Source organism: Sphingomonas sp. S2-65, from assembly GCF_021513175.1.
Lineage (GTDB): Bacteria > Pseudomonadota > Alphaproteobacteria > Sphingomonadales > Sphingomonadaceae > Sphingomonas.
Genome location: NZ_CP090953.1, coordinates 3,346,781 through 3,360,675 on the forward strand (window position 1 = coordinate 3,346,781; position 13,895 = coordinate 3,360,675).

General features: G+C 66.2%; 18 protein-coding genes. 6 read left to right on the plus strand and 12 right to left on the minus strand.

What is annotated here, in order from left to right:
• Positions 1 to 4: 4 nt before the first annotated feature.
• The 5 genes from LZ586_RS15765 to LZ586_RS15785 are packed head-to-tail and all read right to left on the minus strand — an operon-like array spanning position 5 to position 3,017.
• On the minus strand, positions 5 to 892 hold the full coding sequence (locus LZ586_RS15765) for an alpha/beta fold hydrolase (protein ID WP_235077266.1): 888 nt from the start codon (positions 890 to 892) through the stop codon (positions 5 to 7).
• A 20-nt stretch (positions 893 to 912) separates the two neighbouring features.
• Positions 913 to 1,110: a hypothetical protein gene (locus tag LZ586_RS15770; RefSeq protein ID WP_235077267.1), complete on the minus strand. Its 198-nt coding sequence runs from the start codon at positions 1,108 to 1,110 to the stop codon at positions 913 to 915.
• Positions 1,111 to 1,113: 3 nt separating this feature from the next.
• Positions 1,114 to 2,025, minus strand: a complete 912-nt coding sequence (locus tag LZ586_RS15775) for a pirin family protein (RefSeq protein ID WP_235077268.1) — start codon at positions 2,023 to 2,025, stop codon at positions 1,114 to 1,116.
• Positions 2,022 to 2,729, minus strand: a complete 708-nt coding sequence (locus tag LZ586_RS15780) for a glutathione S-transferase (protein WP_235077269.1) — start codon at positions 2,727 to 2,729, stop codon at positions 2,022 to 2,024. The genes LZ586_RS15775 and LZ586_RS15780 overlap by 4 nt, the downstream gene beginning before the upstream one ends.
• Positions 2,730 to 3,017 carry a BolA family protein gene (locus tag LZ586_RS15785; protein ID WP_235077270.1) on the minus strand — a complete coding sequence of 96 codons (288 nt, stop codon included), beginning with the start codon at positions 3,015 to 3,017 and terminating at the stop codon, positions 2,730 to 2,732.
• Between the two features lie 35 nt (positions 3,018 to 3,052).
• Between LZ586_RS15785 and LZ586_RS15790 the strand changes: the two genes are divergently transcribed.
• Positions 3,053 to 3,670, plus strand: coding sequence for a J domain-containing protein (locus LZ586_RS15790; protein WP_413777298.1), 618 nt, complete (start codon positions 3,053 to 3,055; stop codon positions 3,668 to 3,670).
• Here LZ586_RS15790 and LZ586_RS15795 read toward each other — a convergent pair.
• From LZ586_RS15795 to LZ586_RS15825, 7 genes are all read right to left on the minus strand, one after another.
• On the minus strand, positions 3,667 to 4,149 hold the full coding sequence (locus tag LZ586_RS15795) for an SRPBCC family protein (protein ID WP_235077271.1): 483 nt from the start codon (positions 4,147 to 4,149) through the stop codon (positions 3,667 to 3,669). The two genes, LZ586_RS15790 and LZ586_RS15795, sit on opposite strands and share 4 nt — an antisense overlap.
• A gap of 42 nt (positions 4,150 to 4,191) precedes the next feature.
• On the minus strand, positions 4,192 to 4,968 hold the full coding sequence (locus LZ586_RS15800; RefSeq protein ID WP_235077272.1) for a VOC family protein: 777 nt from the start codon (positions 4,966 to 4,968) through the stop codon (positions 4,192 to 4,194).
• Between the two features lie 11 nt (positions 4,969 to 4,979).
• Complete coding sequence (locus tag LZ586_RS15805) at positions 4,980 to 5,330, minus strand: DUF1428 domain-containing protein (RefSeq protein WP_235077273.1); 351 nt, start codon at positions 5,328 to 5,330, stop codon at positions 4,980 to 4,982.
• Between the two features lie 12 nt (positions 5,331 to 5,342).
• Positions 5,343 to 6,014, minus strand: a complete 672-nt coding sequence (locus tag LZ586_RS15810) for a glutathione S-transferase family protein (RefSeq protein WP_235077274.1) — start codon at positions 6,012 to 6,014, stop codon at positions 5,343 to 5,345.
• A 10-nt stretch (positions 6,015 to 6,024) separates the two neighbouring features.
• Positions 6,025 to 6,507, minus strand: coding sequence for a VOC family protein (locus LZ586_RS15815; protein WP_235077275.1), 483 nt, complete (start codon positions 6,505 to 6,507; stop codon positions 6,025 to 6,027).
• Positions 6,508 to 6,518: 11 nt separating this feature from the next.
• Entirely contained in the window at positions 6,519 to 6,884 is a 366-nt protein-coding gene (locus LZ586_RS15820; protein WP_235077276.1) for a DoxX family protein, read from the minus strand.
• Between the two features lie 72 nt (positions 6,885 to 6,956).
• The gene (locus tag LZ586_RS15825; RefSeq protein ID WP_235077277.1) at positions 6,957 to 7,394 is read right to left on the minus strand and encodes a VOC family protein; all 438 of its coding nucleotides are present in this window, start codon (positions 7,392 to 7,394) and stop codon (positions 6,957 to 6,959) included.
• An 83-nt stretch (positions 7,395 to 7,477) separates the two neighbouring features.
• Here LZ586_RS15825 and LZ586_RS15830 point away from each other — a divergent pair, with 83 nt between their 5' ends.
• The 5 genes from LZ586_RS15830 to LZ586_RS15850 all read left to right on the plus strand — a co-directional run bounded on the left by LZ586_RS15830 (position 7,478) and on the right by LZ586_RS15850 (position 13,882).
• Positions 7,478 to 8,173: a winged helix-turn-helix transcriptional regulator gene (locus LZ586_RS15830; protein WP_235077278.1), complete on the plus strand. Its 696-nt coding sequence runs from the start codon at positions 7,478 to 7,480 to the stop codon at positions 8,171 to 8,173.
• A 73-nt stretch (positions 8,174 to 8,246) separates the two neighbouring features.
• Positions 8,247 to 9,251: a cobaltochelatase subunit CobS gene (gene cobS / locus LZ586_RS15835; RefSeq protein ID WP_235077279.1), complete on the plus strand. Its 1,005-nt coding sequence runs from the start codon at positions 8,247 to 8,249 to the stop codon at positions 9,249 to 9,251.
• Between the two features lie 8 nt (positions 9,252 to 9,259).
• Entirely contained in the window at positions 9,260 to 11,086 is a 1,827-nt protein-coding gene (gene cobT, locus LZ586_RS15840; RefSeq protein WP_235077280.1) for a cobaltochelatase subunit CobT, read from the plus strand.
• Positions 11,083 to 11,328, plus strand: coding sequence for a ribbon-helix-helix domain-containing protein (locus tag LZ586_RS15845; protein ID WP_235077281.1), 246 nt, complete (start codon positions 11,083 to 11,085; stop codon positions 11,326 to 11,328). Before cobT ends, LZ586_RS15845 begins: the two co-directional genes overlap by 4 nt.
• Before the next feature lie 106 nt (positions 11,329 to 11,434).
• Positions 11,435 to 13,882 carry a TonB-dependent receptor gene (locus tag LZ586_RS15850; protein ID WP_235077282.1) on the plus strand — a complete coding sequence of 816 codons (2,448 nt, stop codon included), beginning with the start codon at positions 11,435 to 11,437 and terminating at the stop codon, positions 13,880 to 13,882.
• Positions 13,883 to 13,895 lie beyond the last annotated feature (13 nt).

Genomic DNA, 13,895 nt, shown 5'->3' on the forward strand with positions numbered 1-13,895 from the left:
CATCCTAGGTTTGTGCGGCCAGCCAGTCGCGCAACGCGGCATTCACCGCCTCGGGCTTCTCCCACGGGATGAAGTGTCCGCCATCCTCGATCTTCACGCGGGTGAGGTGGGGGACATAGGGGTCGAGGCCGTCGACCTGCATCGGCAACAACGCTTTGTCCCGCATGCCCCAGATCACCAGCGTCGGCTGCGTCACCGGCGGGAAGGGACCATCCAGCGTGGCTGGGCGCGCCACTTCCTCATCGGGCTTGGGCACGTCGAAACCGCTCGCGCGGTACCAGTTGAGCATCGCCGTCATTGCGCCGGGCTGGCCCCATTGCGCCATGTAGATCGCCTTCTCGTCGCCCGCGATTCCGCCCACCACATGCTGGGCGAAGTTGGACGCGAAGAAATGCTCGAGCGCCGATCCGGTCATGCCCTGGTCGATCGTGGTCGAGCGGAAGAAGCTGACGTACTGGCTCGCCTTGCGCTGGGCCGGGTCGTCGTACAGGCTCTTCTGGAAGACGTGCGGGTGCGGCGCGTTCAGGATCACCAGCCGCTTCACCCTCAGCGGATGTAGGATCGCCGCGCCCCAGGCGATCGCGCCGCCCCAGTCATGGCCGGCCAGGGTGAAGTGCTGCACGTCCAGCGCGTCGGCGAGCGCCATCAGGTCGGCGATGATCTTGTCGGCCTTGTAGTTCTCGACTCCTTCGGGCTTGGAAGACCCGGCATAGCCGCGCTGGTCCGGCGCGATCACATAATGGTCGCGTGCCAGCTCCGGGATCTGGTGGCGCCAGGTGCGGTGCGATTCCGGAAAGCCGTGGAGCAGGATTATCGGCGGGTTCGCCGGATCGCCGGCGATGGCGACGTCCAGCTCGACGCCGCTCGACAAGGCGATGCGCTGCAAGTCCATGAAACCTCCTGTTCCCGAATTCAGGGCATAGACGCAGGGACCGGGGGCGCGTTCCCGGGCGGGCGCTTGCCCTTGGTGCGGCCGGTCAGGTGGAACTGGCCGCACCGGTCACAGCGATAGGGACGCAGCGCGACGTCGGCCTTGGCCGCGGCGCCCGCTGCCTCGGCTTCGGAGGCATAGCGCCGTTTCCTGCTGCATATGCTGAGCCGGGTGCGCATCGATCAGGGATAGCTGACGGTCTTGGGCACCTGGGGAATCGGGATCCACTCCTTGTCGTCGCCCGGCACCTTGGGAAAGCGGCCGGCGGTCCAGTCTTCCTTAGCCTGGTTGATCCGGTCGCGGCTTGAGGACACGAAGTTCCACCAGACGTGGCGCGGGGTGGTAAAAGCTTCGCCGCCGCACAGCATCACTCGCCCGCCGCGCTCGGAACGCAGGGTGGCGGAGGTGCCGGGGCGCAGCACGTAGAGTCGCAGTGGCGCCAGCTCCAGCCCGTCCAGATTGGCGTCGCCCATCGCGACATACAGCGCGCGCTCGTCCGCCGCCGGGTCGATCGGGATGCTTGCGCCGGGCTCCAGCATGATGTCGGCATAGATGGTCTGGGCGTAGTTGGTGGTCGGCGCGGAGACGCCCCACAGCTCGCCCATCACCACCCGCGCCGTCGCGCCGCCCGCCTCGACGACGGGCAAGTCGCCGGCGGGTACATGCTCGAACGCCGGGTCCATGTCCTCGTTGCGCTCGGGCAGCGCCAGCCAGGTCTGGATGCCAGACAGTTCGGGCCCCACCGCGCGCTCGGCGGAGGGTGAGCGCTCCGAATGGACGATGCCGTGCCCGGCGGTCATCAGGTTCACCGCGCCCGGCGCGATCGTCGCGAAAGTGCCGAGCGAGTCGCGATGGTCGATCGCCCCGGCATAGAGGTACGTCACCGTCGCCAGGTTGATATGCGGGTGCGGGCGCACGTCGATGCCATTGCCGACCGAGAGCCGCGCCGGGCCCATCTGGTCGAAGAAGATGAACGGCCCGACCATCGTCCGCGGCTTGGAAGGCAGGGTGCGGTGGACCTTGAACCCGCCCAGATCATGGGTGGTGGGCTCGATCGTCTGCAGGATCAAGTCGGCGGGTGCGAGGTCGCTCATTGCGCGTCGAGCTCCGGATAGCGGCGGAAGATGCCGTCTTCGTTGAAGGGGATGCGGCGTTCGCTGGCAAGATAGCCGCGGATGCCGGGCAGGTCGCCGACGCGGTCATGGATCGCCAGCAGCGCGGGATAGTCGCGCTCGATCGCCTGCATGCGGCGCGGGAACATATAGCGGAGGCCTTCGACCAGTTGGAACAGCGAGGTGTCGCCATAGGTCCAGCGCCCGCCGACCAGCCATTCGCCCGGATTAGCCTGCGCCGCCTGCTCGAAATAGCCGAGGAACTTTGGCATTCGCTCCTCGCGGAACTCGGATGCAAATCGCGCCGCCTCGGCCTTCTGGTCCTCGTAATACAGGCTGGTGCCGACCGGGTGATGCACCTGGTGCACCTCGGCCACGAAATCCGCGATCGTCAGCTGAAGCTGGTGCAGCCAGAGCCGGTCGCCCGGCTCGGACGGCGCCAGCCCCTCGCGCTCGCCCAAGAACAGCAGGATGTTGGCGACCTGCGCGACCGTTGCTCCGTCCCGCGCCAGATATGGGGGCGCGAACGGACCGCGAGGCCCCCGCGCGCGCATGTCCGCCATCAGTGCTTCGGCACCCTCCTCGCGGGCGCGGTCGCGGTACGCGATCCCGCCGGCTTCGAGCGCGAGCCGGACGAACTCGCCGCGACCCTGGATGCTCGGCCAATACCAAAGGTCGTAGGGCATCTACGCGTCTCCCGGCGCGCGTGCCTTGATCGCGAGGGCGTGGATGCGCTCGGCGAGCAGGTCGGCCAGCGCCTGGTTCACCAGCCGCTGGCGGGCCACGCGCGAAAGTCCGGTGAAAGCAGGAGCTTCCACGGTGACGGTGAAGTGAGTCTCGCCGGTGCCGTCGTCGCCGAGATGGCCGCGGTGCTGGGCGCTGTCGTTGGAAACGTGAAGCTGCGTCGGGTTGAGGGAAGCCGTGAGACGAGCGGCGATCTGATCGGCCAACGGGGCGCTGGAAGGCATGGTCATCGCGCCTATATAAGCCGTTTTTCCGAGGGAGTCGCGTGGCCAGCAGCCAGCCCAAGAAAGATCGTCCGAATGCCCGCTTCCACGGCCGAGTGGAAGCGCCTGGGCGGCTGTGCGCCGAAGCCGGCTGCGACCAGGCGGGCGAGTTCCGCGCGCCCCCGCTTGCCGGCAGCGGCCACGCCACCGATGGGCCGCCGCAGTTCCGCTGGCTGTGCCTCGAGCATGTCCGCGCGTTCAACTCGGGATATAATTTCTTCAAGGGCATGAGCCCCGACGAGATCCACGACGCGCAGCGGCCCCTGGCTGGCTGGGAACGTGAGACCCGCGCCTTCAACGCGACGGGCGGCACTGATCGGCCGCCGCGCTGGGCCGATTTCGCCGATCCGCTCGATGCGATCGGCGCGCGTTTCCGGGACCGGATGAAAGACCATGGCGAGCGCAAGGACGGCCGGTCCTTGTCCGGCCCCGATCGCGAAGCGCTCAAGACGCTCGACCTGGAGATCGACGCCGACCGCACGATGCTCAGGAAGCGCTATTCGGAGTTGGTCCGCAAATTCCACCCCGACCGCAACGGCGGCGACCGCAGCAACGAGGGCCGGCTCCGCCGCGTGATCGAGGCGTATCAACAGCTCAAGGGGTCGCCCGCCTTCACCTAAGCGGTCGCTTGGCCGGCGATCCGCTTGGCTACGGCTTCCCACTGCTCTGCGACCTTGCCCCAGCCCTCGGCGAAACCCATCGCCTCATGCCGGTCTTTGGCTTCCGCCGTCCAGTGGCGGGCGGTGCCGCGATAATGGGTGCGGTCGCCTTCGGGCTCGAACTCGAAGGTGCCGACCATGAACGGACCTGCCGGTGTCCAGCCGTGGGTGAAGGCGTCGGTGAAGACGATCCGCCGTTCGGGCACGACTTCCAGGTACACGCCCTCGTTCGGCATCACCTCGCCCTCCGGCCCGTACATGGTGACCGCCGAGCGGCCACCGGCGCGCAGGTCCATTGCCACCACCTCGGCGCGCCACGGCACCGGGCAGAACCATTCGCTGAGATGATGGGTATAGGCGCGCCACACCGCGGTCACCGGCGCGTCGATCAGCCGCTCGGTCACGAGTTCAAGGACGGGCGTGTCGTTCCGATCCTGCATCTTTCCTCCTCCGGTTGTTTCGAAAACGGGCAAGAACGGGCCTCAGCCCTTGCTGCCCACCAGCCCGAAACGCGCGCCCTGCGGGTCGCTCGCCACGACGATCCAGTCGCCGCCGGGAACTTCCATCGGGCCCATATGGACGATGCCCCCTGCAGCCTTGATCCGCGCGTGCGCCGCGTCGATGTCACCGACGCGGAAATAGTATTGCCAGCTCGGGCGCTCGCCCGAAGGCGCGCGCATCACCGCGCCGATCGTCACGTCGCCAAGGGCAAGGAAGCTGTAGTCGCCCATTTCGCCCATGGGCATCGCTCCGGCCCTGCTCCAGCCGAACTGCTCGCCGTAGAAGGTGAGTGCCGCCTGATCGTCGCCGGTCGTGAGTTCGTGCCAGGTGCAATGCCCCTCGGCTTTCGGATCGAAAGCGTGGCTCGGCTCCGGGCTCTCACCGCGCATCAAGTAGAAGGGCGCGCCTTGCGGATCGGCGACCAGGGCCAAACGACCGACGCCATCCAGCGTCGTGGGAGGCATCAGTGTGCTGCCCCCGGCCTCCGTCACCTTGGCGAACGCCGTATCGACATCGTCGACGCCAATATAGCCGAACCAGCGCGGCTCGGGCGGGGCTTCGGCGGGGGTCCGCATCAGGCCGCCGATGCCTTGGCCGTCGGCGGCGCTCAGGATGCGGTAATCACCTGGCCCATCGATTGTCGTCCCGCCGAAGCTGCTGACGCTCCAGCCGACCACTTGGGTGTAGAAAGCCTGTGCCGCGTCGGGATCGCCGGTGATCAGCTCATACCAGATCGGCGTGCCATGTGGATTGCTCATGCGTGGCTCCTTCAAGCCTTGAGGTCGACGATCGGCTCGAACCCGCCCCAGAACATGCGCTTGCCGTCGAACGGCATCTCGGCAGGCGGCTTCATCCGCTCGTCGGCCATCACCTTTTCCCAGCCGGCGTCGCGTGTCGCCTTGTCGGGCCAGATGATCCAGGAGAAGACCGGGGTCTCGCCCTCCTCTGCCTTGAGCGCCCGGTAGAAGTCGGTGACTTCGCCTCGCGGCACGTCGTGGCCAAAGCCTTCCACCACGTGCAGCGCGCCATGTTCGATGAAGATCGGCGCCGCCTTGGCCGCCATGTCGAGATAGGCCTGCCTGTCCTTGGCCGGGGCCACGAAACCGTCGATATAGCTCATGTGCGTCTCTCCTCAGGCTGCAATGGGTGCGTCGGCGCGGAAGTCCGCCAGCTGGGCGGCGATCGCCGCGGCATAAGCCGGGCGATCGAGGCATCGCCGTTGATATGCCGCGAGATTCGCGTGGCGGGCCAGCAGATCGGTGGCGTCCAGCCCGCGAAGCACCGCGGCCATGATCAAGTCGCCAGCAGTGAACCGGCCTTCCAGAAAATCGCGCGTGCCCAGCGTGTCGGACATATGGCCGAGCCGCTTGTCGATCGCTTCGACCAGACTGGGCCGGCGCAGCGCCGCCCAGGGCTCGCCGGCAGCGAATAGGTCGACCGTCGCCAGTTCCATCAGCATCGGCTCGACGCTGTTCAGCGCCGCGACCAGCCAGGCGGTGGCGCGGGTCCGGCCGACGATGTCTGCCGGGAGAAGCGCCTCGCAACTGCTGCCGATATGCAGGACGATCGCGCCTGATTCGAACAATTGGACCTGGGTGTCACGATACGCCGGAACTTGGCCGAAGGGCTGCTCGGCGAAATAGTCCTGCGGTCGATCGACCGCGCTGATCAGCCGCGTGCGATAGGGCCGACCGGCTTCCTCCAATGCCCAGCGCACGCGGAAATCGCGGACATAGGTGCGGGCGAAATCGGGCACCCACTCGAAAGCGGTGACTTCGATGTCGCTATGGGGATCGATGGGCATGACCTTTTCCTCAGTTGCCGTCGGCGGCGCGTTCGAGCGTCGCGATGTCGATCTTGTGCATGCCCATCATCGCCTGCATCGAGCGGCGCGCGCGGTCCCGGTCCGGGCCGGTGTTCAATTCCATCAATCGGCGCGGCGTGATTTGCCAGGACAGGCCCCAGCGGTCCTTGCACCAGCCGCACATGCTCTCCGCGCCGCCATTGCCGGTGATGGCCGCCCACAGGCGGTTGGTTTCGTCCTGGTCGTCGGTCAGGATCTGGAACGACACGGCTTCGGTGAAGCGGAACTCCGGCCCGCCGTTCAGCGCCAGGTAGGACTGGCCGGCGAGCGTGAACTCCACCACCAGCACGCTGCCTTCGGGACCCGCGGGCGTGTCGGCCGGCGCGCGAACGATCCTGTCGACCCGGCTGTCGGGCAGGAGCGTCACGTAGAAGGACACGGCTTGCTCGGCATCGCCGTGGAACCAGAGGCTGGGAATGATCTTTTGCGGCATGTCGGTCGTCCTTATCGCAGGGGCAGGGTGCGAAGCGGTGCGAGCGTCCGGACGCGCGGATCGCGCAGCCAAAGCCCGGCCCATACCAACAGTCCCAGATAGACGCCGAACAGCGTGTGGCTGAACAATGGACTGCCGACACGCAACTGCATGGCGACGGCGCCGCCCAAATAGGCGGTGAGCAGGATGGCGCCGAGGAACGCAGTGCGCGGAACCGCGTACAGCAGCGTGGCCACGCCGAGGATGGTGCCGAGGAGACGGTAGAGCGCGGCATCCGCGGGCAGTCCGATTGGCGGACTGTTGGCGATCATCGTCTCGGGCACGATCAGCTTGCCGCCTGCATCCATCGCGAGGAAGAGGATAGCGAGGCCGCTCAAGGCTCGGCCGGCCCATTGGTCGCGCTTTCCGGCATGGGCTTCGGAAGCATCTTGAGTAAGGCTCGCCATCGTTCAGGCCACTTGCGTCTGGGCGGACATGGCGGCGATCGCGGCTTCCATGTCCATGTGGAACGGGCCGAAGCTATGGCCGTCGAGATCCTCGAACGAGCGGCCGTACATATAGCCGTGATCGTCCGGCGCGCTGACGTCGCCTTTGCCGCCCGCGGCAACCGCCTGTTCGACGATCGCGTCCACGGCCTCCCGGCTGTCGAAGGAGAAGCACAGGATCACTTCGCTGGCCGCCGACGTGTCGGCGATCGCCTTGTGCGGCATGAAGCTTCGATACAGTTCGTGGCTTAGGATCATGATCGAGATTTCATCCGACCATTTCATGGCCGAGCCCTGTTCGTTGCTGAACCGGTCGTCCTTGGTGAACCCGATCGCCTCGTAGAAGGCAGTCGACCGGGCGACGTCGGCCACGGGTAGGTTCACGAAGATCGTCTTCGGCATCGGTTCTCTCCCATTATGTGAAAACGCTGTGTCGCGAATCGTCTTGTTGAACTTGATGCCCGTGATGGTTACTTAAAGCAACTATGGAGTCACAAAAAATAACTGGAGTCGATTTCAACAAGGCACGGCGCTGGTATCAGGACGCCTGCGGCACCGCGCTGGCGATGGATCTGATCGGCGAACGCTGGTCGCTGCTGATCGTACGCGAATTGCTGCTGGGGCCACGCCGTTTCGGCGAAATACGTGGCGCGCTGGTCGGGCTTAGCGCCAATATCCTCACTCAGCGGCTCGAGGGGCTGGAGAAGGGGGGGATCCTGCGCCGCGAAGCCCTGCCATCACCGGCCAACGCCCAGGTTTATGCGCTCACGGCCTGGGGCAGGGCGCTGGAGGAGCCGATCTTCGCGCTCAGCCGCTGGGCGGCGGGTTCGCCGGCGCACGACGTCACCATGCCGCTCAGCAACACCGCCTTCATGCTGTCGCTGCGGACGATGATGGATCCCGAACGATCCAGGGACCTGGCGGTAGACCTGGGCTTCCGGGTGGGCGGCGAGCCGTTTCGCGGCGCCATCGTCGAAGGCCGGCTCGACGTGCGTCGTGCGGAAGTCTCGGACGCTCAAATCATATTCGAAGGGCAGCCCTCAGCGTTGGCTTCGGTATTCTACGGCCCGGCACCGCTCACCGAGTCCCAGGCGGCGGGAAAGGTCTTCGTCACCGGGGATGTAAAATTGGCGCAGCGCTTCATCGACCTTTTCCGGCTTCCTGCGTTCATCAACGCCTGAGCAAAGCCTAAATGTTGCGGTGCACGCCACCAAGCCTTAGGCGGAGGCGAACCCTAGTGACCGGATTGCATTGATGGCCGATCTTTCCAACGCCCAGCCCGACAGCCGGGAGACCACGATCCTCGACGCGCCCGACAAGAGCGTAAGCGTGCGCGACCTGTTCGGCATCGACATCGACATGGAAGTGCCGGCGTTCAGCGAGGCGGACGAGCGCGTCCCGGATCTCGACCCGGCCTATGTGTTCGATCCCGATACCACGCTCGCAATCCTGGCGGGCTTCGCGCATAATCGCCGCGTGATGATCCAGGGCTATCACGGCACCGGTAAGTCGTCGCACATCGAGCAGGTCGCGGCGCGGCTCAACTGGCCGTGCATCCGCATCAACCTGGACGCGCATATCAGCCGCATCGACTTGATCGGCCGCGACGCAATCGTGCTGCGCGACGGCCAGCAGGTCACCGAGTTCCGCGAAGGCCTGCTGCCTTGGGCGTTGCAGACCCCGACGGCTTTGGTGTTCGACGAATATGACGCGGGCCGCCCCGACGTGATGTTCGTGATCCAGCGCGTGCTGGAGACCGAGGGCAAGCTGACTTTGCTCGACCAGAACCGGGTGATCCGCCCGAACCCGTGGTTCCGCCTTTTCGCCACTGCCAATACGGTCGGCCTGGGAGACACCAGTGGGCTCTATCACGGCACCCAGCAGATCAATCAGGGCCAGATGGACCGGTGGAACGTGGTCGTCACGCTCAACTATCTGCCCGCCGCGACCGAGGCGCGGATCGTGCTCGCCAAGTCTGGCGACTATGACAAGCCAGGCGGCAAGGAGCTGGTCGAGAACATGGTCCGCGTGGCCGAATTGACCCGCCGCGGCTTCGTCAACGGCGACATCTCGACAGTGATGAGCCCGCGCACGGTGATCACCTGGGCGCAGAACGCGGACATCTTCAAGGATGTCGGCTTCGCGTTCCGCCTCTCGTTCCTCAACAAGTGCGACGAAGCCGAGCGGGCCCAGGTCGCCGAATACTACCAGCGCGTCTTCGGCAAGGATCTGCCCGAAAGCGTGGTGGGCAAAGTCTGAGCGAGCGCGTGGCCGCCGATACGCCCCTTGAACAGTTCCGCGCCGTGCTTGGCGGCACGGCGCGTGCGCTTTCGGGCGAGGCGGAAGCGGAGCTGAGCTTCACCGCCGATCCGCCGCGACAGGATGGGCGCAGCATCAAGGTGCCGATGCCGCCCCGCGGGCTGCCGGCCGAGCAGGTGGCCGAAGCGCGCGGCTTCGCCGACAGCTTCGCCCTGCGCATGCGGCATCACGACAATGCCGTGCATTTGCGTGCCTCGCCTTCGGAACCGGTCGCCCGCGCCGTGTTCGACGCCGTGGAAACCGCGCGGATAGAGGCGCTGGGCGGACGCGGCTATGCCGGCATTGCCGACAATCTCGATCACGCGCTCAACGTCCGCCTGCGCTCGGATCCGATCGCGCGTGCGCGCAATCGTGAGGAGGTACCGCTTTCCACCGCTCTCGGGCTGATGGTCCGCGAGCGGCTGACCGGCCGCCAGGCGCCCGCCGGCGCGGCGATGGGCCTCGCGCTTGTCCGCGACTGGGTCGAGGAGAAAGCCGCCGGAGACTTGGACGCGCTGGCGCTCGCGATCGACGACCAGCGGGCCTATGCCGCGCTCGCCACCAAGCTGCTCCAGGAACTGGAACTCGTCGAAGGCGACATGATCCCCGACGAGGCCGATGAAGGCGGCAGCGAGGATGAAGGCACCGATGACCAGGAGCAGCCCGGCGAGGAGGAAGGCGACAGCCAGTCCGAGCAGGGTGAGGGCGAAATCGAAGCGCGCGGCGAGCAACGCGACTCCGACGAGACCGAAGATGGCGAGCAGCAGCAGTCCGAAGCGATGGACGATGGCGAGGGCGAGCCCGGCGACGACGGCGAGGAGGGCATGGCGCCCAACCGGCCCAATCGCCCGTGGAGCGATCTGCCGCCGCAGTTCGAATATCGCCCCTACACGACTCAATTCGACGAAGTGATCGCCGCCACCGATCTGTGCGACACCGAGGAGCTCGACCGGCTGCGCTCCTATCTCGATCAGCAGCTGGTCCACCTTCAGGGCGCGGTCACCAAGCTCGCCAACCGGCTCCAGCGCCGGCTGATGGCGCAGCAGTCGCGCAGCTGGGACTTCGATCAGGACGAGGGCATGCTCGACGCGGCCCGCCTGGCACGCGTGGTGGTGAACCCCACCCAGTCGCTCAGCTACAAGATCGAGCGCGACACCGAGTTCAAGGACACGGTCGTCACCCTGCTGATCGACAATTCCGGCTCGATGCGGGGACGACCGATCTCGATCGCCGCGATCAGCGCCGACATCCTCGCGCGCACGCTGGAGCGGGTAGGGGTCAAGACGGAAGTGCTCGGTTTCACCACGCGCGCCTGGAAGGGCGGGCAGTCCCGCGAAAAGTGGCTCGCCGAGGGCCGGCCCGCGCAGCCTGGTCGCCTCAACGACATCCGCCACATCGTCTACAAGCAGGCCGACGAACCCTGGCGCCGCGCAAAGCGCTCGCTCGGGTTGATGATGCGCGAAGGGCTGCTTAAGGAGAATATCGACGGTGAGGCGCTGCTATGGGCGCATGGCCGGCTGATCGCCCGCCCCGAGGATCGCAAGATCCTGATGGTCATCTCCGATGGCGCCCCGGTCGACGATTCTACGCTCTCGGTGAACTCGGGCTCTTATCTCGAGCGGCACCTGCGCCAGGTGATCGGCTGGATCGAGGCACGCTCGCCGGTCAGCCTGGTCGCGATCGGCATCGGCCACGATGTCACGCGCTATTATGGCCGCGCCGTCACCATCATGGATGCCGAGCAGCTGGCCGGCACCATGGTCGAACAGCTGGCATCGCTGTTCGACACCGAATGACCGTCGACCCTCCCCCCGGCGGCTTCCGGGGGCCGGTCAAGCGCTCGATCACCATCGCCGGCCACCAGACTTCGATCAGCCTCGAACCCGTCTTCTGGCAGGCGCTGGAAGCGGCGGCGGGGTCGCACGCGCTGCCGCTCAGCGCCCTTGTCGCGGCGATCGACCATGCCCGTATCCAGGGGGAGGATCCTCCGAACCTCGCGAGCGCGCTGCGCACCTGGCTGATGACCCTGCCCGGCTGAACGATACAATTCGCGACAAAGTTGCGATACATTCGCATTAGCATTGACTCTGCGAACGGCTCGCAATAATCGCCCCTGCAACGAATTCAGCAAAGGGGCATTATCAGTGAACCGATCCCAGTCCGCGGGCCGCGCCAACGCGCCTGCTTTCCTCGCGCTCGCTTGCGTCGGGTTCGTTGCGAGCGCGCCTGCCGCTGCCGCCCCGGATCCGACCACGGACCAGGCCCAGAGCCAGACTGCGCGCGAACAGGACCGCGAGGACGTGATCATCACCGGCGAGGCGTATCAGCCGCACCAGGAGACGCCCAAGGCCACGCGCCCCGTCCGCGACACTCCGCAGACGATCACCGTCATCACCGCCGAGACGATCGAGCAGCAGAACCTGCTGACGCTGCGCGACATGCTCTCGACGGTCCCCGGAATCACCTTCGGCGCGGCCGAGGGCGGCACGCCGCCGAGCGACCAGATCAACTTTCGCGGCTTCTCGGCCTCCAGCGACATCACCCAGGACGGCGTGCGCGACAGTGCGGCCTATAGCCGCTCGGACTCGTTCAACCTCGAGCAGCTCGAGATCGTCAACGGCGCCAACTCGGTGCAGAATGGCGCAGGCTCGGCCGGCGGATCGATCAACATCGTCACCAAGCGCCCGCTCGGCGACACGCGCGTCACTGTCACCGGCGGCGTCGGCACGCCGGAATATTATCGCGGCACGATCGACGCGAACCTGCGCGCCAGCGAGCTGATCGCTGTCCGCCTCAACGCCATGGTCCACCGCAACGACGTGCCCGGACGCGACGTCGAGTACAACAAGCGCTGGGGGGTGGCCCCCTCGGTCGCGATCGGCATCGACGGCCCGACCAAGCTGACGCTGCAATACCTCCACCAGGAGGACCGCAACATCCCCCAATATGGCATTCCGTACTTCCAGAACGACCTGTACGACGGCATGATTCCGGGCGTCGACCGCGAGAATTACTATGGCTACCGCAACGTCGACCGGCAGGACATCGACGTCGACCAGGCGACGATGATCTTCGACCATGAGATCAGCGACACCGTCTCGGTGCGTAACCTCGCGCGCTGGCAGCAGGTCAGCCAGCTCACCACCGTCGGGCCGCCCCAGGGCACCTATTGCCTCGACAACGACCGCACGCCCACCGGCGGCAGCTGCGTCGTCGATCTCGACACCCGCACCGGCCCGGGCCAGGTGCTCAACATCACCGTACCCGCCGGCTATTACCTGATCGGCGGCCCGCGCGGGAACCTGCGCAATTCCAAGAACGAGCTGATGTACGATCAGCTCGATTTGCGCGCGACGTTCAACACCGGCGCGATCGAGCATACCGCGACGCTCGGCGGCTCGGTGAGCTGGGAAAAGTACACGCTGCGCAGCGGCAACGCGCTTCGCGACGCAGGGGGCGGCAATCCCTACGCCTTCAACCCCGCCGCCCCCAGCGCGAACCAGCATTACCCCTATATCAACATCGCCAACCCGTATGAGGTGGTCCAGGGGCCGGCGCTCCCCGGCGCGGTCTATGGCAGCAACACCTATACCGGCCCGATCAACTACACCTATACCGGGCGGCAGGTCGGCGAAGTCACCAATTATGCGGTGTACCTGTTCGACACGATGCGGCTGGGCAAGGTCGAACTGAACGCCGGCCTGCGCTGGGAAAGCAACCACGGATCGAACCTGAGCGCGGTCGGAGCCACGCGCCTGTACAACGACAACGACTTGCTCTCGTACCGGGTCGGGCTGGTCTACAAGCCAGTCGAGGCGGTCAGCCTCTACGCCGCCTATGGCAACTCCAAGACCCCGTCCCAATCCGCCGTTAACGGGTCGTGCACCGTCGCGGGCGTCAACGGCGCCACTGCCACCACCTGCATCACCACTCCGGAAAGCGCCAAGAACTACGAAATCGGCGCGAAGGCGGAGCTGGCGAACGGCCGCTTGCTGCTCACTGCCTCGGTGTTCCGCAACGAGCGCGACAGCTACCGCGTCGCTTCCAATGAACCCGGCATTCCCGATCAGCAGATGGACGGCCACTCGCGGGTGGACGGCATCGCGATCGGCGCAGTAGGGCGGATCACCAACGCCTGGTCGATCACTGCCAACTACACCTATCTCGACGGGAAGCTGATCCAGTCGGTCTCCAACTTCTGCCTGAACAATCCCGGCGCGGCGAACTGCGGCAACAGCGTTGCATTCCCGGACCCGGGTGCCGGCGCGCGGCTTCAGAACACGCCCGAGCATTCGGGCAGCCTGTTCACCACCTACAAGCTGCCCTTCGGGCTGAGCATCGGCTACGGCCTGACCTATCAGGGGGCGATCGCCTTCAACCTGCCCACCGCCACGGCGCGGACGGTGTATGAGGCCGACGACTATCTCGTCCACAACGCCTATCTCGCCTACGACTTCTCCAAGACGCTTTCGGCACAACTCAACGTCAAGAATATCGGTGACGAGCTCTACTTCACGCGTATCCGCAACAATGGCTGGGCGACCCCGGGCGATGCGCGCTCGGCGGTGCTGACGATCAACTACCGCTTCTGACGGAGCGGCAAGG

Coding starts and splice junctions, on each gene's coding strand:
- LZ586_RS15765 (WP_235077266.1), bottom strand. CDS start 892: ATGGACTTGCAGCGCATCGCCTTGTCGAGCGGCGTCGAGCTGGACGTC.
- LZ586_RS15795 (WP_235077271.1), bottom strand. CDS start 4,149: ATGCAGGATCGGAACGACACGCCCGTCCTTGAACTCGTGACCGAGCGG.
- LZ586_RS15780 (WP_235077269.1), bottom strand. CDS start 2,729: ATGCCCTACGACCTTTGGTATTGGCCGAGCATCCAGGGTCGCGGCGAG.
- LZ586_RS15810 (WP_235077274.1), bottom strand. CDS start 6,014: ATGCCCATCGATCCCCATAGCGACATCGAAGTCACCGCTTTCGAGTGG.
- LZ586_RS15770 (WP_235077267.1), bottom strand. CDS start 1,110: ATGCGCACCCGGCTCAGCATATGCAGCAGGAAACGGCGCTATGCCTCC.
- cobS (WP_235077279.1), top strand. CDS start 8,247: ATGGCCGATCTTTCCAACGCCCAGCCCGACAGCCGGGAGACCACGATC.
- LZ586_RS15785 (WP_235077270.1), bottom strand. CDS start 3,017: ATGACCATGCCTTCCAGCGCCCCGTTGGCCGATCAGATCGCCGCTCGT.
- LZ586_RS15815 (WP_235077275.1), bottom strand. CDS start 6,507: ATGCCGCAAAAGATCATTCCCAGCCTCTGGTTCCACGGCGATGCCGAG.
- LZ586_RS15800 (WP_235077272.1), bottom strand. CDS start 4,968: ATGAGCAATCCACATGGCACGCCGATCTGGTATGAGCTGATCACCGGC.
- LZ586_RS15825 (WP_235077277.1), bottom strand. CDS start 7,394: ATGCCGAAGACGATCTTCGTGAACCTACCCGTGGCCGACGTCGCCCGG.
- LZ586_RS15805 (WP_235077273.1), bottom strand. CDS start 5,330: ATGAGCTATATCGACGGTTTCGTGGCCCCGGCCAAGGACAGGCAGGCC.
- LZ586_RS15775 (WP_235077268.1), bottom strand. CDS start 2,025: ATGAGCGACCTCGCACCCGCCGACTTGATCCTGCAGACGATCGAGCCC.
- LZ586_RS15830 (WP_235077278.1), top strand. CDS start 7,478: ATGGAGTCACAAAAAATAACTGGAGTCGATTTCAACAAGGCACGGCGC.
- LZ586_RS15845 (WP_235077281.1), top strand. CDS start 11,083: ATGACCGTCGACCCTCCCCCCGGCGGCTTCCGGGGGCCGGTCAAGCGC.